The sequence below is a fragment of the Gordonia liuliyuniae genome (genome assembly GCF_021739025.1).
Classification (GTDB): domain Bacteria; phylum Actinomycetota; class Actinomycetes; order Mycobacteriales; family Mycobacteriaceae; genus Gordonia; species Gordonia liuliyuniae.
Map to the genome: position 1 here is coordinate 20,477 of NZ_JAKKOT010000004.1, position 20,619 is coordinate 41,095.

The window sequence follows — 20,619 nt, forward strand, 5'->3', positions numbered from 1 at the left end:
AATTCTCTACTCTTGCGGACATGGACTGCATAGTCGTAGGTGGCGGGTTGGCGGGATTGGCGTCTGCGGTGTGGTTGACCGAAGCCGGTCATCGGGTGACGATTCTGGAACGACGCGGCTCGCTCGGCGGCCGGACGATCTCGATGCCGATCGCCGCCGTCGACGACATCCCCGACAACGGGCAGCACGTGTTCGCGAGCGGTTACGAAGACCTCATGCGATACCTGGAGAGCGTCGGCACGCGCCAGTACGTGGAGTTCCCCGGCCATATGAGTATCCGCCTGCCCGACGGGACGTCGCACCGTCAGGCGTTCGGCGGCCTCACTGGGCTGCGTGCGGCGTTCGGCGCACTGCCGGGAGTGGCGGGGTTGGACCGGGCCCGGACCATGCTCGCCCAGGGCAGACTCATCCGCCACGTTCTCCGGCAGCCCGCGTGGCTCGACGATGTGACGGCCGACGAGTGGTTCCGTCGGATCAAGATGCCGCAGGCGGCGCGCGACGCTTTGTGGGACGGCATCGTCATCGGATTGACCGGCGACAAGACCGAGATCTCGTCAGCCAAGGTGCCTGCCGACCTCCTGGTGACGGGGGTCAGGCGGGCGCTCGTGCACAAGCGGGCGATCTCGATCGGGTATCCGACCGTCGACCTCGACACGCTGTTCATCGACGGCGCCGAGAAGTTCTTCGCGAACAACGGTGTGGACGTCCGCCACCGGGCGGTCGTCTCGACGATCGACGTCGCCGACGGCGCCGTGACCGGGGTGACGTTGAACGACGGCGAGCACATCCCGGCCGACGCCGTGATCTGCGCCGTTCCCGTATGGAGTGTCAAAGGGCTGCTCGATCAGGTTCCCGGGCACGAAGCGGTCTACGCCGCCGCAGACCAGTTGACGCCGGTGCCGATCGTGAGCGTCAACCTCTACCTCGACCGGGACATCGGGATGGCCGACTGGGGCGAGATCCTCTACGGCGGCGAAGGCGTCCTCGAACAGGTCTGGGACCGCCAGCGCATGCACGGGCGCGAACCGAAGGACAACTACTTCTATTCGACGACGGTGTCCGCATCATACGAACTCGTCGGCAAGACGAACGATGAGATCATCGACGTCCAGATCGCCATGCTGCGCCGGTACTTCCCAGGCGCGGCCGACGCACAGGTCGTCCACGGGCACGTCGTGCGGATGCCGAAGTCGACGTTCGCGCAACGTCCGGGAACCGCTGGGATACGTCCGGACCAGCGGACCGCCGTGCGTGGCCTCGCGCTGGCCGGTGACTGGACCCGCACCGACTGGACGACGACGATGGAGGGCGCCGCGCAGAGCGCCGCGCGCGCCGTCGACGTGATTCTCAGCGACCGATGACGGCGGTGTCCACCGCACGCACCTGCAGTTCGGCCGACACCGCGAGCGCGGCCACTGCGCCGTCGATCAGCTGGAGGTCGCGCAGCACGAGTTGACGCGGGGTGAGCCTACCGTGGTCGTCGAGGTCCGCCGCCACCCGCTCGAACAACGACGCCGACCGCGTGTAGACGCGAGTCGACCGATGCTCGGAGAGGGAGTCGGACAGTTCTGCTATCGAGTCGGCCATCGCCGCGGTCGCGGAGTCGAGTCGAGCCCCGGCCGCGCCGTCGATCCCGGTGCACCACCGTGCGTCGGCGACGAGGTCGCGGGCGTACGAGTGCGCGGCGTTCGCGGCGGACCACCACTGCTGTGTGACGCCGCCGAACGTCCCCGGCACACGGAGCATCGCGCGGCTCGGCGACGTGGCAGACTCCAACGCCTGGAATGCGACGTCGACCTCGCGTGACGCCGTCTGCAGGCGGTGGCCGCCGTCGCCGTCGCGCACCCCGCGCACCGTCGCGGCGATCAACGCCGACAACGCGGAGAGGAACTCACGCGTCGCGACGCGCACCACCCGGCTGGTCCGCAACGGGAGCACGAAGATCACGGTGGCGACGGCCGCAGCAGCACCGACGACTGTCTCGAGGACTCGCATCTCCAGCAGCTCAGCCGACAGCTCGGCGAGCTGCACGTACAGCTGAGCGACGAGAATCGTGATCGACATGGCGAAGAACGCGTAGCTGATCCGCATCAGGTAGATGCCGAGGAACAGCGACACGAGAATCACGGCGATCGACAACGGAACGTTCTGGCCGACCGCTTCGGCGAGGAGCGCGCCGACGATCACGCCGAGGATCGTGCCGATGACGCGGAACGCACCCTTGCGGACCTGCTCCGCAGCGTTGTTCGCCCCCATGAACGTGACGAACGTCGCGAGCACCGCCCAATAGAATCGGTCCGACGAGATGAGGACGCCGGCGACCACGGAGATCGACGCCGCGACCGTCATCTGGATGCCGGACCGTACGGACGGGTCCAGCCGCGCGGTCATCGACTGTGCAGCCTTCTCCTTCGACGCGGTCGCGCTCACCGTCGACGACCCGGGCAACCAGCCGGAGACCAGCGAGACCGACGCCGAGAACCTGTCCTGCTCGGCGACCTCGTGCGAGCGGACGCGTTTGAGATACGACTCGAACCGTTGCCTGCTGATCGCTGCCAGGACTCGCGCGTAGTCGATGACCGAGGTCGCGAAGCGATGCAGCACCACGAGCAGGTCGTCGTCGATGCCCGAACGGATCTCGTCGTCGCGCAAGGCCTCACGAAGAGTGCGTCCGATGCGGTCGACGGGTTCGGGGGCGCGGTGCTCGATGGCGACCATCGAGTCGCGGACCAGGCGCGCGACGGAGTCGGGGGTGTCGGAGACCGCGATCGACCGCGCGAAGCGGGCCGCATTCGCCAACGCGAGCTCGGCGGCGAACACGTGCCGATGGATCTCGGCCGCCGTTGTCCCGATCGGGAGCCGCGGATTCTCGGCGAGTTGAGCGTCGATCATCAACGCCGTCTCGTTCAACCGGACGAGCTTCTTGTGCTGGCGTTCCCGATACCGCGGCGAACCTGGATGGTCGAGGACGTCGACCGTCGCCGCGGCGACACCGTCCGCACGTCCGAGGAAAGACGACCGGAGACGTTTCACCGCCGACCACCGACTCGGATAGAACAGGACGAGCTGCGCGAGGATCGCGACCGTTCCGCCGATGACGAGTTCGGCGCCGATCCATCCGACACCGCTCACATCGGTGAGACGGCCGAGGAAGAATCCGAGGAAGTTGCCCATGAACAGGCCTTGCCCGAGGACGAAACCCCACGCGCCGAATCGCCGCAGGAAGCCTGCGCCGCCGAGCGCGGCGATCATCACGAGCAGCGCGACCACTCGGACGTCGGCGAGGGCGAGGCCCGCGACGACGCCGACGAACATGGCGCACGGAAGCAGGGCGAGTCCGACGACGCCGTCGCGGACGGTCGTGAACATCGGGCCGGCGAAGTTCGACACCATCACGACCATCGCGCCGACCATCATGCCCATCACTCCGGCGGCGCGATTCTCTGCGGCGACAGCGGCCGAATCGCCGGACACCATGAGCGGGTGAGCGAACTGAACGAAGATCCATTCGGCGCCGATGACCGCGGCGACCGAGACGACGGTCTGCACCGCTGTCCGCAGTCGGGTCAGGCCCGGATCGGACACCACGAAGCGGTTGAGCCATTCGTCGACCCTCTGGCGGGTGCGTCTCTCCGCTGTCCGGGGAGCAGAAGCAGCGGGAGTGTGAGACATACAGACACTAGGATACGTCGTCCGAACCGGCCCGCATGTCTGTGACGATCGGTATCGACAATCTTGCGCGTGCAGGGCACGATAGCGTCATGACATTCTCTGACGTGACGGCGTCCGCGGGCGCGTGGGTCCTCGAGAACGGGCACCGTGCGCTGCTCGCGGTGACCGGCGGCCGCTTCCCGAAGAAGTTGCTCGGCATGGAGACGATCGAACTGCACACGATCGGCCGTAAGTCCGGTCAGCGGCGGTCGTCGATGCTGACCGCACCGATCTTCGAAGCCGATCGCATTGTCGTGATCGCGTCCAAGGGCGGCCACTCCGAGCACCCGGACTGGTACAAGAACCTCGTCGCGAACCCCGACGTCGAGGTCACGTTCGGGGAGTCCACGACGCCGTGGAGCGCGCGTACCGCGGACGCGCAGGAGAAGGCGGACCTGTGGCCGACCGCGGTGAAGATCAACCCGGGCTACGACGGTTACCAGCGCAAGACCGACCGGGACATACCTGTCGTGATCCTCACGCCACGCACCTGATCGCGGCTAATTCGCGCCGATTAGGACGCCGCTCTTGGCGACGTTGGGATCAGTGCACGAGGAGAGGTCGAAGCAGCAGGGACGGCGTTTGCCGTCGCGCAGTTTCGAGACGCCGACGTCAACGCGGCGTGCCCGGGTCGCCGGGTTCTTCGTCGCCTGCACCCATCGAACCCATTCCCACCGGGCCATCGGGGTGATCTCGCGCCAGAGTTGAGCGATGTCCGGGGCGTCGTCCAATGCGGACCGGAAATCGTCGGGGACCACAGGTTCTGGCCACTGGTCGGCGGGGACGATCGTCGTGGCGACGACGGTGCCCGCTGCGCCGAGTGCGGAGGCGAGCGGCTCGTCGAGTCGTATCCAATGCCCGCGGTTGCCATCGGGCTCGACGACCGTAGCGTAGTCGTGCCCGTCGATGCTGCCGGTCACGGCGACCTGGCCGCGTGAGGGCAGGGCGGCGCTCGCCTCGGCGGGCAGACGCACGATCGTCTGACCGTTGACCTCGTCGATCTGGGCGTCGAACGTGATCGGTGCGCTGGCGGACATGGCGGCTCCTGTCGTTCCAGGGGGCGAGGACGTTGTGGGTCTCAAGCGTAGTCGGCGCGTCGCCGGTCGGCCTTCTTGATTCCTGATCGGTTCTACAGTGGAGTGCATGGCCAGCACAGACGACGTCGTCGAACAGATCCTCAACCGCTACGACACGATCACGGTGGTCGGCGCGAGCGCGAACCCGGAGAAGGCCGCCAACGAGGTGCCCGCCTACATGCAGAAGGCAGGCTGGCGGATCATCCCGGTGAACCCGAGCGCCGACGAGATCGTCGGGGAGAACGTGTACCGCACCCTTGCCGACGTCCCGCAGCAGGTCGGACTCGTCGACGTCTTCCGGCCGGCCGCCGATGCCGCCGAGATCGCTCGGCAAGCGGTCGCCGCGAACGCCACCGCGCTGTGGCTGCAACTGGGGATCATCAGCGACGAAGCGCGTGAGATCGCCGAGCGCGCCGGACTGCTGTACGTGGAGGATCGCTGCCTGATCATCGAGCAGCGGCGGACCGGGATCACGAAGTAGCGACCGGTCTTCGCTTGCCGCGCAAGCGAAGACCGGGCATCCGTCGTGGTGGGGCGGTGGCGGGTCAGAGAACCGCCGGCTGGCGTTCAGTCCCGGACGCGTGCTCGGCCCCCGCCTTCTGTTCGACAGCCTTCTGCTCGGTCGCCTTCTGCTCGGTCGTCGGCTCCGGCGCGCGCTCAGCATCGTCCGGTTCGTGGTCGTCGACCATCGAGGCTTCGTCGAACGGATCGTCGCCGTCGAGGACGCGCCGGGTCTTCGCGGTGTCGACGGTCTTCGTCCAGGTGCCGATGACGAGCGTCGCGATCGCGTTGCCGGAGAAGTTGGTCAGCGCGCGGGCCTCGGACATGAAGCGGTCGATGCCGACGATCACGCCGACGCCGTCGAGCAGGTCCGGCCGATGACTCTGGAGGCCGCCTGCGAGAGTCGCCAGCCCGGCGCCGGTGACGCCCGCAGCGCCCTTGGACGCGATCATCATGAACAGCAGGAGCGAGAACTGCTCGCCGTAGTTCAGGGGAGCGCCCATCGCGTCGGCGACGAACAACGACGCCATCGTCAGATAGATCGCGGTGCCGTCGAGGTTGAACGAGTACCCGGTCGGGACCACGATGCCGACCGTCGACTTCTCCACACCGGCGTGCTCCATCTTCGCGATCAACCGCGGGAGCGCGGCTTCACTCGACGACGTCGCGACGATCAGCAGGTATTCGCGGGCCAGATAGCGGGCGAGTTTGAACACCGACAGGTGGGCGACGAAGCGAAGGAGCACACCGAGGACGACGAACACGAACAGGAAGCACGTCACGTAGAACCCGAGCATCAACAGGCCGAGTTGCTTGACGGCTTCGAAGCCGGTGGAGCCGACGACGGCCGCGATGGCGCCGAATGCGCCGACCGGAGCGATCCACAGGATCATGACGAGCACGCGGAACACGAGCTTCTGGATGAGACCGATGCCGCGGAGGATCGGCTCTCCCGAAGTGCCGATCGCCTGCAGTGCGAAACCGACGAGCAGGGCGATGAACAACGTCTGCAGGACGCTGCCGGAGGTGAGCGCCGACAGCATCGAGTCGGGGACGATTCCGTTGATGAAGTCCCACGTCCCACCGCCTTCGTGTGCCTGCTCGGCGTACTCGGCTCCCGAACCCGCCGTCACATGCAGACCGGTGCCGGGCTTGAGGAGATTGCCGACGAGGATGCCGATGCCCAACGCGAACGTCGACATCACGATGAAGTAGGCGAGCGCGAGGCCGCCGATCCGGCCAACGCTGGCCGCTTTGCGCACCGAACCGATGCCGAGGACGATGGTGCAGAAGATGACCGGCGAGATCATCATCTTGATGAGGTTCACGAAGATCTCGCCGAGCGGCTTCAGGTCCTTGCCGAACTCCGGCCACACCATGCCGACCACCACGCCCGCGATCACCGCCACGATGACAGCGAGGTAGAGGTAGTGGGTGCGGTCGCGTTTGGGCTTGGCAGCAGCGGCCTGGGGCCCAGTGGATTGGGGCCCAGCGGATTGGGGTTCAGCGGAGTGGGCTTCGGCGGAGTGGGCTTCTGGGCCCTGGGACGCGGTACCCGGTGAGGTTGTCACAGCTAGTCTCCTTCGACTCTCATGCGCAGTGATACGAGAATCATGGGGGACTATGTGACGAGGAGCACTCTTGTGTTCATTCTGTACACGGCAGGCCCCGGAACGCGGCCCCGGAATGCGGCCACAGAACGCGGTGAGGTGAAGCGATGATCGGTGCGATGCGAGGGCGCTGGCACCCCGCCGTGTCCACCCGCGTCTTCGTCGCGCAGGTGGCACTCCTGCTCGTCGTCGCAGTGGTCGGGTCGGCCGCATTCGTGTGGGCCGAACGCGACCGGACCGACGACGATGCGCGTGAACGCACCACAGCGGTCGCCGTCGCGATCGCGACCGCTCCGTCCACGGCCGAGGCGCTGACGTCGCCGGACCCGACGGCGCTGCTTGCGCCGGAGACCGACGCCGTCTCCCACGCCACGGGCATGGACTTCATCGTCGTCATGGCGCCGGACCGTACGCGCTACACCCACGCCAACCCCGCGAGGATCGGCGGCCGATTCACCGGGACGGTCGACCGCGCACTGCGCGGTGAGACGTTCACGGAGGAGTACACGGGCAGCCTCGGTCCGTCGATCCGTGCTGTGACACCGGTGTACGACGAGGACGGCGTGCTGATCGGGCTCGTGTCGGCGGGGGTGACCAGGGCCCGTCTGGCCGATCAAGTGCGCCGCGTGATCCCGATCGTGGCAGTGGTGGTCCTGGTGGGGCTCGCAGTGTCGGTCGGCGTCGCACTGCTCCTCGAACGTCGTCTGCGCAGGCAGACGCTGGGCCTCACACCAGACGCGCTGCGCGAACTCTACGAACATCACGACGCGGTCCTGCACGCGATCGCCGAGGGCATGATCGTGTTCGACGACGCCGCGCCGGACGGGCCGGCGGCCGTCGTCAACGATGAGGCGCGGCGTCTCCTTGACCTGCCGGACGGGCCGATCATGCGCGCCGACCTGCCCGCCTCGCTGCGCGGCGACGACGACCTGGTCGACGAGGTGCACATCAGCGGCGACCGGGTTCTGCTGGCCAATCGTCAAGCGGTGACCGGAGCCGTTCAGCGGATCGGCACCGTCCTGACCGTCCGCGACCGGACCGATCTGCAGGAAGTGCTCGGCGAACTCGACGCCGTCCGATCGCTCGCCAACGCGTTGAGCGCACAGGCTCACGAACACGCGAACCGCATGCACTCGGTCGTCACGATGATCGAACTCGGCAGACGCGACGACGCTGTCGACTTCGCCACCCAGCAGCTCACCTCGTCGCAGGGACTCGTCGACCAGTTGGCATCGGCGGCCGACCCCGCGGTGACCGCGCTGGTCGTGGCGAAAGTCGCCGAAGCTGCGGCGGTCGGTGTCGAAGTGACCGTCGCCGACGGAGCAGACCTCGTCGGCGGGCCGCTCACCGCCGCGGAATCGTTGACGGCGGTCGGCAATCTCGTCGACAATGCCGTCGACGCCGCGGGCGTCGACGGATGGGTCGAAGTGGATGCGGGCATCGTCGACGGACAGTGGTCGCTGCGGGTGCTCGACAGCGGACCGGGCATGAGCGACGAGGAGTTCGAGCGCGCTCGCGAACGCGGATACTCGACCAAGGCTGGGCTGGATCGGATCCACGGACGAGGGCAGGGGTTGGCCCTGCTCAGCCGATTGGCGCAGCGGCGCGGCGGTACGCTGACTGTGCACCGGGATCCGTCGACCGTCGAACTGGTCCTGCCGCGCGACACGGAAGAGAACTGATGGCAATCGGAGTCCTGATCGTAGAGGACGAGCCGCGAATCGCACAGGCGCACGCCGAGTACGTGCACCGCGTGGACGGATTCGACGTCGTGACGACGGTCGGTACAGGCGCCGCGGCGATCGACGCCGTTTCACGTGCCGCGGCCGGTCCCGCACCGGTCGACGTCCTCCTCGTGGACGTCGGTCTTCCCGACATGAGCGGGCTCGACGTGGCCGCCGCAGTCGCCGAGATCACGCCGCGACCCGATGTGATCATGGTGACGTCGGCCCGCGACATCGACACGATCCGAACCTCGGTCGCTCGAGGCGCCCTGCTGTATCTGATCAAACCCTTCACCTTCGCGGCGTTCGCGGCGAAACTGGCGCACTATCGCGAGTACCGCCGGATGCTCGGCGGCGCGGAGACCGGCCAGGCGCAGGTCGACGCCGCGCTGGCGGCGCTCCGTGAACCCTCGGACGGGCCTGCGACGCCCAAGGGGATCGCGGGTCCCACCCTCGAACTGATCACGTCGACGCTGCGCGAGTCGACGCAGCCGTTGAGCGCCAGCGAGATCGCTCGACGAACCGGGGTCTCCCGGGTGACGGCGTGGCGCTACCTGGAACGGTTGTCCGAAGACCGGGTCTGCCAACTCGTGCCCGAGTACGGCGGGCGCGGCCGCCCGGAGAACAAATACCGCTGGCTGTGACCACCGGACGGTCGGACGCTTACGGCCTGGGCTTGGTCGTCGACGTGACGCGAGTCCGGGACCGTCGCAGCAATGATGCGGCGCACCCGAGCGCGAACACCGCGATCGCGATACCCAGCAGATAGAGGAGGGCTCCGTTCGGATCCCATCCGGGGGCGAACGCGAGTTCTTGACCGGTGCCGAACTGGCCGTTCAGGAACGGCATGTAGCCCTGCAGTGTGTAGCCGTCTGGCACCAGCGCGATCGCGTTCTCGATGACGAACACCCACGCGAGGAGCACGGCTGCTGCGACCACCGGATGGCCGATCACAGCGCCGAGACCGACACCGACGCCGCACGCGATGAACGCGTACGCCGGCACGGTGAGTAGGAAGCGGACGCCCGCCGACGACGTCACATCGACGCCCTCGTAGACGAGGGGAAAAGCGAACGGGAGCACCGTTAGTACCAGCGCGACCAAGATCAGCGCGGTGATCGCCGCGTAGACGCCGTACACGATCCACCGCGCCGCGGGCCCCGTCCACACACGCGGAAACAGGTGACGTTGCAGGTCGCTGCCCGGTCCGGCCGTCGCGTCGGCGCCAGCGGTCGCGGCGATGACCGCCCACCCCATGACGGTGAACACGATCACCCAGTACACGGCATTGCTGGTCTGCACCGAGGTCACCTGGATCTCGCCGGGCAGGCGCGCGAAACGCTCGGCGACGGCCGCGACACCGAACGTCACGATGAGCGGAAGTAGCACCGCCACCGGCAGGGCGGCGAAGAGGAGCGGGCCGCGGAGCCCGGCGGACCGGACGGTCTCGGCGCGGATTGCGCGGAGCAGAGAGGCGAGCGCGTTCATCGGCCCGCCGGTCGGATCAGGTCGAGGTACGCGGTCTCCAGGTCGGCGTGGGCGCCGACGAACTCTGTGAGCGACGCGTCGGCATGGACCCGCCCCTTGTCGAGGACGATGACCCGGTCAGCGGTGCGCGACACCTCATCGAACAGGTGGGAGGCGATGAAGACGGCGCGACCGTCGTCGGCCAGGCCACGCAGGAGCTTGCGCAACCAGCGGATCCCGTCGATGTCCAGGCCGTTCACCGGCTCGTCGAAGACCACGTTGGGTGCGTCCGAGAGCAGGGCGGCCGCGATGCCGAGCCGTTGTCGCATGCCGAGCGAGTAGTCGGCGACGCGCCGATCGGCGTCGGCGGCCAGCCCGACCCGGACGAGCACCCGGTCCACGCGCGCCGCATCGGTGCCGCCCGCCGCCGCCAACCACCGCAGATGTCTGCGTCCGGTGTGTGCCGGATTCGGTCCGGTAGGTGATCCGGCGGCGTCGGCTCCGAGGTGGACGCCGATCGCGGTGGCGGGACGAGGATGCTGCCACGGCGGCACCCCGTCGACAAGCACCGCACCCTCACTGGGACGAAGCATGCCGCACATCGCCCGCAGCAACGTCGACTTCCCTGCGCCGTTGCGGCCGAGGAGGTAGACCAGACGCCCGTCGCCGACGGTCAGCGACACGTTCGAAAGCACCGGGCGACCGCCGTAGCCGACGGTCGCACCGACAGTCGACATCATGAGTTGCAGTAGATGTTGAGGCCGACGGTCTTGACGCCCTGGCACAGCGAACTCGCGGCCAGACGCCAGTTGCCGTCGATTCGCTTGAACTCGATGCGGAGTCGGATAGTGGGGCGCCCCGCCGATCCGCTCGCGAGTGCCGCGGTCACCGAGTCGCCGCTGCGCTTCAGCGGGCCACTCACCTGGCTCCATCCCAGCGGAGCGCGGAACAGCCCGAGCGTGTAGACGGTGCGCGGTACCACGACGGCAGTCATCCCGCCCTCGATGTTGGCGGCTTTGGCCTCGTCGGATGCGGGTGTGGCGACCAGGAACCGGACGATCGAGTCAAGGTCGGACACGGTCGGCTGAGCGGATGTGACCCGAAAGTTCGCGGGCAGCGTTCGGTTCGACGACGGTGCTCGGGTCGTCACCGCAGGCGACTGCGTCTGCCCTGGCGAGTCGGTGGCCGCAGGCGCGCCAGGCACGCCCGGAGCAGGCGTGGCGTCTGTCGGCCCGCCGTCGGTGTCGGGCGAACCTGTCGGCACGGACTCGGTGGTCGTATCGCCTGCCCGCTGCGGGACGGTCGTGGCGCCCTGGTCGGAGCCGAGATTCACCACAGTGGTCGGAGTCTCCTCGTCTGGTGCCGCGATGACGACTCCGACGACGCCGATCGCGACGATGAGCGCAGAGATTACGAGCGCGGCCACGGCCGACCAGATGACGGTGCCCCACTGGACACCGCCGGTCCTGGGCTCGGCCGCGGGCTGGGGTGGCGCCGTCGGCCCTTCGGTCGCCGCGTAGTCGTCGGTGGGGTAGTCGAACTCGGTCACGGTGCGGCGGGAGTGACAGGCTTGACAGCGATGATCTCGATCGCGGCGAGGTTGTCGCGGTATTTCACGAACACCGAGCGCATGCCGAGGATTCGGCGGCGCGCGCCGCGGTCGCGGAGGACGTTGCCGACGAAGCGGAGCGTTCGCAGGATGCCTTCGTCAGCAAGGACGCGGCGCGGTTCGAGGAGCGCCATCGGCGCGAAACGCACCTTCGCCACGGTGAATCCGGCGTCGGTGAGGATCGTGCGCCACTCGTCCTCGGTAAGGGGGCGGGCGTTGACTTTGATCGAGCGAGCGAGAGCCTTGCGGATCTCGGTCTTCTGATCGTCTCCGAGGGTGTCGGGGTTCAACGACAGTTCGTGGATCGCGTAGCGGCCGCCCGGGCGCAGGACGCGGAAGGCCTCGCTGATGATCTCCGACTTATGGCGGTCGGACTGCATCGTCAGCATCGCTTCGCCGATCGCGGCGTCGACGGACTCGTCGTCGAGGCCGGTGGCCGACGCGTCGCCTTCGACGACGCGGCCGCGTGAACCGATCGCCTTCCCGGTGAGGGCTGCCGCTGCTCCGTCGGATTCGACGCCGACGTAGCTGCGCGGGTTCTTCTCGAGGATCGCCGCGGCGGTCTTCCCGAGTCCCGGAGCGATCTCGAGGACGTCGGTGCCGGTCAGGTCGGCGTCGTCGATCATCTGCTCGGTCATCCCACGACCGCCGGGGCGGAGGACGCGCTTTCCGAGCCTGGCGAGGAGCCAGTGCCCGGGGACGTCCTCGACCTTCCGGTTTGCGAGGGGAAGATCGCTGGGCGAGTTGTCGACACTCATCACTGCTCCTTAAGCCTAACCTAACCTAGGCTAACCTAGCCTAGCTGAGGCTTAGCGTACATCTACGTGGTACGTCGGCATAACGACTATTCGGGCGAACCGCGGAACAGCGGCATCGTGATCACGCGTCGGCGAAGTGTCGGTTCAGTTCTCCGACGATCTGGTCCCAGAGCGCTTGGGGCAGGTCGTGGGCCATCCCGTCGACCATGACGAGTCGTCCGTTCGGGACCGTCCGAGCAACGGCGCGCGCACCGGACGGCCGCATCAACTTGTCGTGCGTGCCGTGCAGAACGAGAGTCGGGGCGCTGATCCGTTTGTCGCGGGCGGCGAGCGAGCCCGACGCGAGGATCGCGGCGAACTGGCGGGCGATGCCGACCGGGTAATAGGAGCGGTCGAAGTACTCGGTGGCGTTGCGGAGTGCCTGTTCGTCGGTCGGCGGAAAGACCGGTGAGCCGATGATGCGGGTGAGTTTCGCCGTGTGTGCGATGATCTCGGCCCGGCCGGAGCCCTCCGGCGGCGGCGAGATGAGCGCGAGGAGTTGGCGCGGTCCGGGCGGCGGCAGCAGTGCACGGTTGTTGCTCGACATGATGATCGTCGCCGAGATCGTCCGGTCCGGGCGGTCCGCGGCGACGACCTGCGCGGTCATGCCGCCCATGGACGCTCCGACGAGGTGAGCGCGTTCGATCCCGAGATGGTCGAGGACCCGCATCGCATCCGAGGCGAGATCGTCCAACGTGTACGGCGCGCCCTTCGCCTGCAGTCCGAAGAAGAACTGAAGCATCTTCACCGGCAGCGGCGGACCGCCGACCCGCGCGTCGTCGAACTTTCCGGAGAGTCCGCTGTCGCGGTTGTCGAATCGGATCACCCGGTATCCCTCCGCGGCGATCTTCTCGCAGAATTCGGTGCGCCAGAAGACCATCTGGGCACCGAGTCCCATGATGAGGAGCACGGGCGGGTCCTGCGGATCGCCGAACTCGTCGTAGAAGATGTCGACGTCGCCGCCGGTGATGAGTCCTTCACGCGTGGTCATCAGGACATCATCGCCGATCGATCTCGACCGTGGTCGGAGCCTGAGCGAATAGTCTGGATTGATGACCGACGATGCGCTCGCTCTCGTCGATCTGGTGCGCGCGGCCTCCGAGGTCGCGGCGACCAGGTCCCGGACCACCAAGACGCATGTGCTCGCCGAATTGCTGGCACGGCTGCGTCCGGACGAGGCCGCAATCGCAGTCGGGTTGATCCTCGGCCGACCGGTGCAGGGCAGACTCGGTATCGGGTGGCGAACCCTCCGCGACCAGCGCGTCGACCCGGCCACGACGGAAAGTCTCACCGTTCACGACGTGGACGTCGCATTCGGCGGACTGTCGACGAGTCACGGCCCGGGTTCGGCGACGCACCGCGCCGAGATCCTCGGCGCGTTGATGCGGTGCGCGACCGCACCCGAGCAGGACTATCTCGTCCGGGTGATGACTGGCGAGATGCGGACCGGAGCACTCGAAGGCGTACTCGCCGACGCCGCGGCCCGTGCCGTCGACGCCGATCGGAGCACGGTGCGGCGGGCGGCGATGCTGTCGGGTGACCTGGGCGGGACCGTGCGGGCGGCGCTCGCCGGGGAGGACCTGACGCTCGTCGATCTGACTCCGGGCGTGCCCGTCCAACCGATGCTCGCGGGCACCGCGTCGTCGCCCGCCTGCGCAATCACAACCACCGGGGCAGTCACAACCACCGGGGCCGTCGCAACCACCGGGGCCGCCCCCAATCGCATCGTCTCGGTCGAGTACAAACTCGACGGGGCACGCCTGCAAGTGCATCGTGTCGACGGCCGGGTGCGGGCCTTCACCCGGAGTCTCGCGGACATCACCGACCGGGTGCCCGACGTCGTCGACGTGGTCGCAGGCTTTCCGGGCGGCGATCTCGTCCTCGATGGAGAGACCCTCGCGTTGGACGAGTCGGGGACGGCCCGAGCGTTCCAGGACACGATGAGCAGCTTCGGGCGCGGCGGCGTCCGAGGGCTCACCGTATGGTTCTTCGACGTCTTGTACGCGGACGGCCGATCGTGGATCGACGAACCGCTCGCCGTGCGGCGGGAGGTGCTTCGCGCGGTCGCGACCGACCACATGATTCCCGGCCGACTCGTCGACGCGGCCGAACCGGAGCGGGCGCATGACGTACTTGACGACGCGCTCGCGGCAGGCCACGAGGGGATCGTCGTCAAAGCGCTCGACTCGCCCTATGCGGCAGGCCGCCGCGGATCGCACTGGGTGAAGGTGAAACCTGTCTACAGCTATGATCTGGTCGTCCTTGCCGTCGAACAGGGGTCGGGCCGACGCGCCGGGTGGCTGTCGAACATCCACCTCGGCGCGCGCGACCCGGACGGCGACTACGGGCCCGACGGCGGATTCGTGATGGTCGGAAAGACGTTCAAAGGCCTCACCGACGAAATCCTCCGCTGGCAGACCGAGTACTTCCCGACGATCGCCGAGCGACGTGACGGCCACGTGCTGCATGTGCGGCCGGAGACCGTCGTCGAGATCGCCGTCGACGGCGTTCAACGGTCGACGCGCTACCCGGGCGGCGCCGCGCTCCGCTTCGCGCGGGTCAAGCGGTACCGGGTCGGCGTCGACGCGAAACCGGCGGAGGACGCCGACACCATCGCGTCGATCCGGGACCGACTGCCCGGAGACTGACTGCCCGCAGAGTCCAGTGCCCGCAGACTCCAGTGCCCGCAGACCCCAGTGCCCGCAGAGTCCGGTTCCGACCTGTGCTGCTCAGCGTGTCCCGCGCATCCCGAAGTCCTCGTCCCGGAACTCGGTCGTCACCCGCTCGTCGGCGTTGTCGTCCTCGCGGCGGCGCAGTTCGACGCGGCGGATCTTGCCGGAGATCGTCTTCGGCAGCTCGAAGAACTCGACCCGTCGGACGCGGAGATACGGCGGCAGGTGCTCGCGCGCGTACGCGAGGATGTCGCGTGCGGTGTCCGCGGTCGGCTCGTGCCCGGGCGCGAGCGTGATGTAGGCCTTCGGCACCGCGAGCCGCACCTCGTCGGGGGCCGGGACCACTGCCGCTTCGGCGACCGCGGGGTGCTCGATCAGAACACTCTCCAACTCGAACGGGCTCACCTTGTAGTCGGAGGCCTTGAACACGTCGTCAGTCCGCCCGATGTACGTGATGTACCCGTCCTCGTCCCGTTCGGCGACGTCACCGGTGTGATAAAAGCCGCCTGCCATTGCGAGCGCGTTGCGTTCCGGGTCGCCCTGGTAGCCGGTCATCAAGGTGAGCGGCCGACCCTGCGGGCCGCCGAGGTCGAGACAGATCTCGCCCTCGCCCGGACCGTCGACGGCCGTGCCCGTCTCCGGGGCGACGAGGACCACCGGGACCCCGGGGAGCGGTCTGCCCATCGATCCCGACTTGAGCGGCTGGCCCGGTGAGTTGGCGACGGACGCGGTGCACTCGGTCTGCCCGAAGCCGTCGCGGATCGTCAGCCCCCAGTGCTCGCGGACCTTGCTGATGACCTCCGGATTGAGCGGCTCGCCCGCGCCGATCGCCTCACGCAGCGATGCCGGACGTCCCGCGGACAGGTCAGCGTTGATCAACATCCGCCACACGGTCGGCGGCGCGCAGAACGTCGACACGTGTTCGTCGGTGAGCTGTCGCAGGAGTGCGGCCGCGTCGAACCGCTCATAGTTGTAGACCAGGACGGCGGCTTCGGCGAGGAACGGCGCGAAGAAGTTCGACCACGCGTGTTTCGCCCAGCCCGGACTGGAGATGTTGAGGTGGACGTCGCCCGGCTGGAGCCCGAGCCAGTACATGGTGGACAGGTGCCCCACCGGGTACGAGACGTGCGTGTGCTCGACGAGCTTCGGTTTGCTGGTGGTTCCCGAGGTGAAGTACAGGAGCAGACGGTCTGAGGATGCGTTGCCCGGGTGCTCGACGGCTGGGTCGTCGACGTCCGACGCCGTCGCATAGTCGAGCCAGCCCTCGGCGCTGCCACCGACCACGAAACGGTGGTCGATGCCGGGGACGTCGGCGAACTTCGGCGCGTCGACGACATTGCAGATCGAGGCCCTGGCGTCGCCGCGTGCCGCCCGGTCGGTGAGCTCGGCGGGCCCGACGGCAGTGGTGGTCGGCATGATGACCGCGCCGATCTTGATGATTGCCAGCATCGACTCCCAGAGTTCCACCTGGTTGTCGAGCATCACGATCACGCTCTGGCCGCGTTCGACGCCCGCGTCCCGCAGCATCGCGGCGACCTGATCGGAGCGGCGTGCCAGGCGGTCGAACGTGTACGAGGCTTTCGACCCGTCGTTCTCGACGATGACGAGGCCGGGGGAGTCGTTGCCGCGCGCGTACGCGTCGAACCAGTCGTGGGCGAAGTTGAATGTGTCGCCGACGTCCGGCCATGAGAACTCGGTACGCGCGGCGTCGTAGTCGTCGCGGAACCGCAGCAGGGTGTCGCGGGCGGTCCGAAGGCTGTCGATAGCAGAGTTCGTCATAGTTGCCGATTGTGCCGTGACGGTGACCGGAGTCATACCCCTCCGAAGGGGGAGTCGACCTTCCGGTCTCCTCGAGACAGTGGCGAACGTCGAGCACAAACAACGTAGGATAGCCTAATTTCATGGTCGATGGCTCACCGTATCCGGCTCACGCCGACCCGAGATCGCTCCGCGTCAAACTGTTCGGTCCCGGTTTCCTCGCCGGGAGCAGACCGGCCGAGCGCGGGTCGTACGTCCAGGTCGACGAGGAGACCTCTGCGCGGACGCTGGTGTTGCGGACGATGTGGGGAGCGAACAAGTACGCGATTCCCGCGATGTTGCTGATGATCGGACATTTCGCGGGAGAAGCGCTGGTCCCGGTGATCATGGGGGTGGCGATCGACCGTGCCGTGTTGACACAGGACGGAGGTCAGCTGGCCTTGTGGCTGGTCGTCCTCGTAGCCGATTTCGCTCTGCTCTCGTTCACCTGGCGATTCGGCGAACGCATGGCGATCTACGCACTGCACGTGATCGAGCACCAATATCGGATGCGGGTCACCGACCGCATGCTCGACCCGGCCGGGACAGACGGACCGGCGAGACTCCCGGGGACGGCGCTGAGTATCGCGACGTCGGACGTGTCGCGGCTGGCGCTCGCGGTGTTCCTCGTGGTTTTCCCCGTCGGGGAGATGTTCGCGGTCGTCGTCGCCGGGGTGATCCTGTTGTGGATCTCCTGGCCGCTGGGAATCGCCGTGCTCGTCGGCGCCCCCGTCATGTTCTGGCTGCTCGACCGGGCCGGTGCGCCGCTGCGAGCTCGCACAGCCAAACAGCAGGAACTCATCGGGGCCGCAGCCGGAACGGCTGCCGACCTCGTCGCCGGGTTCCGGGTCCTGAAAGGTCTCGGTGCGGACCGGCCCGCGACCATTCGATACCGCCGCGCGAGCCGGCAGGCGCGCGACTCCGCGATCGCCGCGATGCGGAGCGAAGGCGCGTATGTCGCGCTGCTGCAGACGGTGTCGTCGCTGTTCGTCGTCGCCGTCGGTCTCGCCGCCGGGACCATGGCCGTCACCGGGGAGATGGGGCTCGGTGCTCTGATCACCGTCGTCGGACTCACCCAGTTCATGATGGGGCCGCTCAACGCGATCAGCACGAACTTCGGAGCCGTGTGGAACGGCGCGGTGCCGAGCGCCGAACGTGTGCTGTCGGTCCTGCAATCCGGGCCGGGTTCGCACTCCGGTGATGTCGATGTGGCCGATGGCCCGCTCGTGATCGAGGGTCTGCCCGATCCGACCGGGAGACAATCGGCCCTGTCCATTCCCCCGCGAGGGGTCACCGTGGTCTCCACGGACCAGGCCACGACTCGACGACTCACTACGGCGCTGTCCCGGGACGCCGTCATCGACGGCGTCCGCATCCGGATCGGCGACACCGACCACGCGACCCTCGACGAACACGCCGGGCGGCGGATCGTCCGCGTCGTGCCACATACACCGCACCTGTTCGAGGGCTCGGTCCTCGAGAACATCGAGTCGGCCCCCGGAGCCGGAGACGATCGCGTCTCCCGCGCGGTGTTCGCGGCCGCGTGCGACGATGTGGCGCAGGTCCTGACCGACGGCCTCGACAGCCCGGTCGGCGAAGCCGGTCGGATGCTCTCCGGGGGGCAACGGCAACGCGTCGGGCTCGCGCGGGCACTCGCGGCGGAGTCGACGTTCCTAGTCCTGACGGACCCGACCACGGCCGTCGACTCGATGACCGAAGCGAGGGTCGTCGACCGGGTGAAGCGGGCGCGCGCCGACGGGGCGACGATCGTCTTCACCCACTCGCCTGCGTGGGCGGCGGTCGCCGACACCGTGATCAGACTCGACCCGATGACCGAAACCGCATTGGAGACGATCCGATGAGCACCACCGATTCGCCGCAGCGGGCGACTCTGGCCGTCGCCGACTGGCGACGAACCATCGGGCACCTCGCCGTGCGACTGCGGGATCAGCGGCTGCGGCTGTTCGCGGTCGTCGTCACGATGGCCGCCGCCGGAGCGTTCGGTCTCGTGACGCCGCGGCTTCTCGGGTCGGTGGTCGACCTCGTCGCGCACGGCGGTGACACCGCCGACGTGCTGGCCCGAGCGGGCTGGATGGCCGCTGCCGCGATCGCAGCAGCCGCGTGCGCGGGGCTCGGCATCGCGACCGCGGCCTCGGTGTTCGAGTCGGTTCTCGCATCGTTGCGCGAGGACATGCTCGAGAAGGTCCTCGGTCTGCCGATCGCACGCGTCGAGGAGGTCGGCAGCGGCGATGTCCTGTCCCGCGCGACTGACGACGTGGACAAAGTGGGTGACGCGATCGGCAAAGCGCTCCCGTCCGTGCTGATGTCCGGGGCAGGCGTGGTCGTCACTTTGATCGGCCTCGCCGCGCTCGACTGGCGATTCCTGCTCGTCGCCGTCGTCACCGCGCCGATCTACATCACCACCGGACGGACGTACCTTCGGTTGGCGCCCCCGGTGTACGCCGAGGAGCGGGTCGCCGCAGCTAACCGGGCCCACCACGTCCTCGGGCCGGTGCAGGGGTTGCCGACCGTCCGCGCGTTCGACCTGGGCGCACGGTTGAGCGTGCGCATCGACGCCCACTCGTGGGCGGTCGTCCGTCGCTCGATGGAGGCAGCAGTCCTGAGATCGCGTCTGTTCGGACGGCTGAACCTCGCGGAACTGGTCGGCATGGGTGTCATCCTGTGCGTCGGATTCGTGCTCGTCGGTGACGGCACGCTCACGGTCGGAGCCACCACCGCGGCGATGCTGTTCTTCCTCGCCATGTTCGACCCGATCGGACGACTGATGTACGTGCTCGACGACCTGCAGTCCGGCGCGGCGGCCCTCGGCCGCATCGTCGGCGTCCTCGACGAGACGACGCCGGACGCGGGCGATCCTCACGTCGGAGACGACGGTTCGGGCCTCGTCGCCGAAGGGATCCGATTCGGCTACACCGACGACCACCTGATCCTCGACGAGGTGTCTGTCACGATCCGACCGAACGAGCACGTCGCACTCGTCGGCGTCTCGGGAGCGGGAAAGAGCACGCTCGCGGCGGTGCTCGCCGGCATCCACGTGCCGGTCGCGGGAACTGCGCGACTCGGTGGTGTCGACGTTGCCGCGATGGGTGACGCCGCACGTGCGCGCCGCATCGCGCTCCTCACGCAGGAGGTCCACGTGTTCTCGGGCCCGCTCCGCGACGACCTCCTCCTCGGCGATCCGGACGCTGACGACGAGCGTGTGTGGCAGGCACTGGAGAAGGCGGGTGCGGCCGAGTGGGTGCGCGCACTCGACGACGGTCTGGACACCGTCGTCGGTGAGCACGGCCACGAGATCGACGCGATGACCACCCAACAGTTGGCGCTCGCACGGATCGATCTGCTCGACGCCGAGCTCGTCATCGTCGACGAGGCGACCGCAGATGCGGGTAGCGCGGGTGCGGGTCGTCTGGAACAGGCGTCGGCCGCGGTGCTCGCCGGACGGTCCGCGTTGATCATCGCGCACCGACTCAGTCAGGCTGCGGCCGCCGACCGGATCATCCATCTCGATGCGGGACGAGTCGTCGAGACAGGCAGCCATGCCGAACTGGTCGCGGCAGGCGGCGGATACAGCGAGATCTGGGCGGCGTGGTTGCGAGGCCGCGAGGAACTGTGAGCCGCCTGTGCCAGGCTGGAC

17 protein-coding genes are annotated in these 20,619 nt (G+C 68.2%); 8 read left to right on the top strand and 9 right to left on the bottom strand.

Annotated features, from left to right (window positions below):
* Window positions 1-20 precede the first annotated feature (20 nt).
* A complete protein-coding gene (locus tag L5G28_RS09335) occupies window positions 21-1,361 on the top strand; it encodes a hydroxysqualene dehydroxylase (protein ID WP_237001302.1) in 1,341 nt (446 codons plus the stop codon).
* On the opposite strand, the gene L5G28_RS09340 is transcribed toward L5G28_RS09335, so the two are convergent.
* A complete protein-coding gene (locus L5G28_RS09340; protein WP_237001303.1) occupies window positions 1,348-3,672 on the bottom strand; it encodes an FUSC family protein in 2,325 nt (774 codons plus the stop codon). The two genes, L5G28_RS09335 and L5G28_RS09340, sit on opposite strands and share 14 nt — an antisense overlap.
* An 89-nt stretch (window positions 3,673-3,761) precedes the next feature.
* Between L5G28_RS09340 and L5G28_RS09345 the strand changes: the two genes are divergently transcribed.
* Window positions 3,762-4,205 (top strand): nitroreductase/quinone reductase family protein, encoded by a 444-nt coding sequence (locus L5G28_RS09345; RefSeq protein ID WP_237001304.1) that lies wholly within the window; start codon window positions 3,762-3,764, stop codon window positions 4,203-4,205.
* 6 nt (window positions 4,206-4,211) lie between these two features.
* On the opposite strand, the gene L5G28_RS09350 is transcribed toward L5G28_RS09345, so the two are convergent.
* Entirely contained in the window at window positions 4,212-4,748 is a 537-nt protein-coding gene (locus L5G28_RS09350; protein ID WP_237001305.1) for a YdeI/OmpD-associated family protein, read from the bottom strand.
* A gap of 106 nt (window positions 4,749-4,854) precedes the next feature.
* Between L5G28_RS09350 and L5G28_RS09355 the strand changes: the two genes are divergently transcribed.
* Window positions 4,855-5,268: a CoA-binding protein gene (locus L5G28_RS09355; RefSeq protein WP_236996893.1), complete on the top strand. Its 414-nt coding sequence runs from the start codon at window positions 4,855-4,857 to the stop codon at window positions 5,266-5,268.
* A 64-nt stretch (window positions 5,269-5,332) separates the two neighbouring features.
* Here L5G28_RS09355 and L5G28_RS09360 read toward each other — a convergent pair whose 3' ends face one another.
* Window positions 5,333-6,700 (bottom strand): cation:dicarboxylate symporter family transporter, encoded by a 1,368-nt coding sequence (locus L5G28_RS09360; protein WP_237001551.1) that lies wholly within the window; start codon window positions 6,698-6,700, stop codon window positions 5,333-5,335.
* 305 nt (window positions 6,701-7,005) lie between these two features.
* Here L5G28_RS09360 and L5G28_RS09365 point away from each other — a divergent pair, with 305 nt between their 5' ends.
* Together L5G28_RS09365 and L5G28_RS09370 are read left to right on the top strand one after the other, a co-directional pair.
* Window positions 7,006-8,580: a sensor histidine kinase gene (locus L5G28_RS09365; protein WP_237001306.1), complete on the top strand. Its 1,575-nt coding sequence runs from the start codon at window positions 7,006-7,008 to the stop codon at window positions 8,578-8,580.
* A complete protein-coding gene (locus L5G28_RS09370; protein ID WP_237001307.1) occupies window positions 8,580-9,266 on the top strand; it encodes a response regulator in 687 nt (228 codons plus the stop codon). Before L5G28_RS09365 ends, L5G28_RS09370 begins: the two co-directional genes overlap by 1 nt.
* 19 nt (window positions 9,267-9,285) lie before the next feature.
* Here L5G28_RS09370 and L5G28_RS09375 read toward each other — a convergent pair whose 3' ends face one another.
* From L5G28_RS09375 to L5G28_RS09395, 5 genes are all read right to left on the bottom strand, one after another.
* Window positions 9,286-10,110: an ABC transporter permease gene (locus L5G28_RS09375; RefSeq protein ID WP_237001308.1), complete on the bottom strand. Its 825-nt coding sequence runs from the start codon at window positions 10,108-10,110 to the stop codon at window positions 9,286-9,288.
* Window positions 10,107-10,829 carry an ABC transporter ATP-binding protein gene (locus tag L5G28_RS09380; protein ID WP_237001309.1) on the bottom strand — a complete coding sequence of 241 codons (723 nt, stop codon included), beginning with the start codon at window positions 10,827-10,829 and terminating at the stop codon, window positions 10,107-10,109. The genes L5G28_RS09375 and L5G28_RS09380 overlap by 4 nt, the downstream gene beginning before the upstream one ends.
* Window positions 10,826-11,239: an MTB12 C-terminal domain-containing protein gene (locus tag L5G28_RS09385; protein WP_237001552.1), complete on the bottom strand. Its 414-nt coding sequence runs from the start codon at window positions 11,237-11,239 to the stop codon at window positions 10,826-10,828. The genes L5G28_RS09380 and L5G28_RS09385 overlap by 4 nt, the downstream gene beginning before the upstream one ends.
* Window positions 11,240-11,634: 395 nt before the next feature.
* The gene (locus tag L5G28_RS09390; protein WP_237001310.1) at window positions 11,635-12,456 is read right to left on the bottom strand and encodes a class I SAM-dependent methyltransferase; all 822 of its coding nucleotides are present in this window, start codon (window positions 12,454-12,456) and stop codon (window positions 11,635-11,637) included.
* Window positions 12,457-12,577: 121 nt separating this feature from the next.
* Window positions 12,578-13,486: an alpha/beta fold hydrolase gene (locus L5G28_RS09395; protein WP_237001311.1), complete on the bottom strand. Its 909-nt coding sequence runs from the start codon at window positions 13,484-13,486 to the stop codon at window positions 12,578-12,580.
* Between the two features lie 61 nt (window positions 13,487-13,547).
* Here L5G28_RS09395 and L5G28_RS09400 point away from each other — a divergent pair, with 61 nt between their 5' ends.
* Entirely contained in the window at window positions 13,548-15,143 is a 1,596-nt protein-coding gene (locus tag L5G28_RS09400; protein WP_237001312.1) for an ATP-dependent DNA ligase, read from the top strand.
* An 81-nt stretch (window positions 15,144-15,224) separates the two neighbouring features.
* Here the strand turns inward: L5G28_RS09400 and L5G28_RS09405 are convergent, their stop codons facing one another.
* Window positions 15,225-16,946: an AMP-binding protein gene (locus L5G28_RS09405; RefSeq protein ID WP_237001313.1), complete on the bottom strand. Its 1,722-nt coding sequence runs from the start codon at window positions 16,944-16,946 to the stop codon at window positions 15,225-15,227.
* 122 nt (window positions 16,947-17,068) lie between these two features.
* Here L5G28_RS09405 and L5G28_RS09410 point away from each other — a divergent pair, with 122 nt between their 5' ends.
* Window positions 17,069-18,826: an ABC transporter transmembrane domain-containing protein gene (locus L5G28_RS09410; RefSeq protein WP_237001314.1), complete on the top strand. Its 1,758-nt coding sequence runs from the start codon at window positions 17,069-17,071 to the stop codon at window positions 18,824-18,826.
* Complete coding sequence (locus L5G28_RS09415) at window positions 18,823-20,598, top strand: ABC transporter ATP-binding protein (RefSeq protein ID WP_237001315.1); 1,776 nt, start codon at window positions 18,823-18,825, stop codon at window positions 20,596-20,598. The genes L5G28_RS09410 and L5G28_RS09415 overlap by 4 nt, the downstream gene beginning before the upstream one ends.
* Window positions 20,599-20,619: the final 21 nt, after the last annotated feature.

Bases quoted from the DNA above. Each gene is read 5' to 3' on its own strand.
- L5G28_RS09335 (WP_237001302.1), top strand. From the start codon at position 21: ATGGACTGCATAGTCGTAGGTGGCGGGTTGGCGGGATTGGCGTCTGCG.
- L5G28_RS09340 (WP_237001303.1), bottom strand. From the start codon at position 3,672: ATGTCTCACACTCCCGCTGCTTCTGCTCCCCGGACAGCGGAGAGACGC.
- L5G28_RS09345 (WP_237001304.1), top strand. From the start codon at position 3,762: ATGACATTCTCTGACGTGACGGCGTCCGCGGGCGCGTGGGTCCTCGAG.
- L5G28_RS09350 (WP_237001305.1), bottom strand. From the start codon at position 4,748: ATGTCCGCCAGCGCACCGATCACGTTCGACGCCCAGATCGACGAGGTC.
- L5G28_RS09355 (WP_236996893.1), top strand. From the start codon at position 4,855: ATGGCCAGCACAGACGACGTCGTCGAACAGATCCTCAACCGCTACGAC.
- L5G28_RS09365 (WP_237001306.1), top strand. From the start codon at position 7,006: ATGATCGGTGCGATGCGAGGGCGCTGGCACCCCGCCGTGTCCACCCGC.
- L5G28_RS09370 (WP_237001307.1), top strand. From the start codon at position 8,580: ATGGCAATCGGAGTCCTGATCGTAGAGGACGAGCCGCGAATCGCACAG.
- L5G28_RS09375 (WP_237001308.1), bottom strand. From the start codon at position 10,110: ATGAACGCGCTCGCCTCTCTGCTCCGCGCAATCCGCGCCGAGACCGTC.
- L5G28_RS09380 (WP_237001309.1), bottom strand. From the start codon at position 10,829: ATGATGTCGACTGTCGGTGCGACCGTCGGCTACGGCGGTCGCCCGGTG.
- L5G28_RS09390 (WP_237001310.1), bottom strand. From the start codon at position 12,456: ATGAGTGTCGACAACTCGCCCAGCGATCTTCCCCTCGCAAACCGGAAG.
- L5G28_RS09395 (WP_237001311.1), bottom strand. From the start codon at position 13,486: ATGACCACGCGTGAAGGACTCATCACCGGCGGCGACGTCGACATCTTC.
- L5G28_RS09400 (WP_237001312.1), top strand. From the start codon at position 13,548: ATGACCGACGATGCGCTCGCTCTCGTCGATCTGGTGCGCGCGGCCTCC.
- L5G28_RS09405 (WP_237001313.1), bottom strand. From the start codon at position 16,946: ATGACGAACTCTGCTATCGACAGCCTTCGGACCGCCCGCGACACCCTG.
- L5G28_RS09410 (WP_237001314.1), top strand. From the start codon at position 17,069: ATGGTCGATGGCTCACCGTATCCGGCTCACGCCGACCCGAGATCGCTC.
- L5G28_RS09415 (WP_237001315.1), top strand. From the start codon at position 18,823: ATGAGCACCACCGATTCGCCGCAGCGGGCGACTCTGGCCGTCGCCGAC.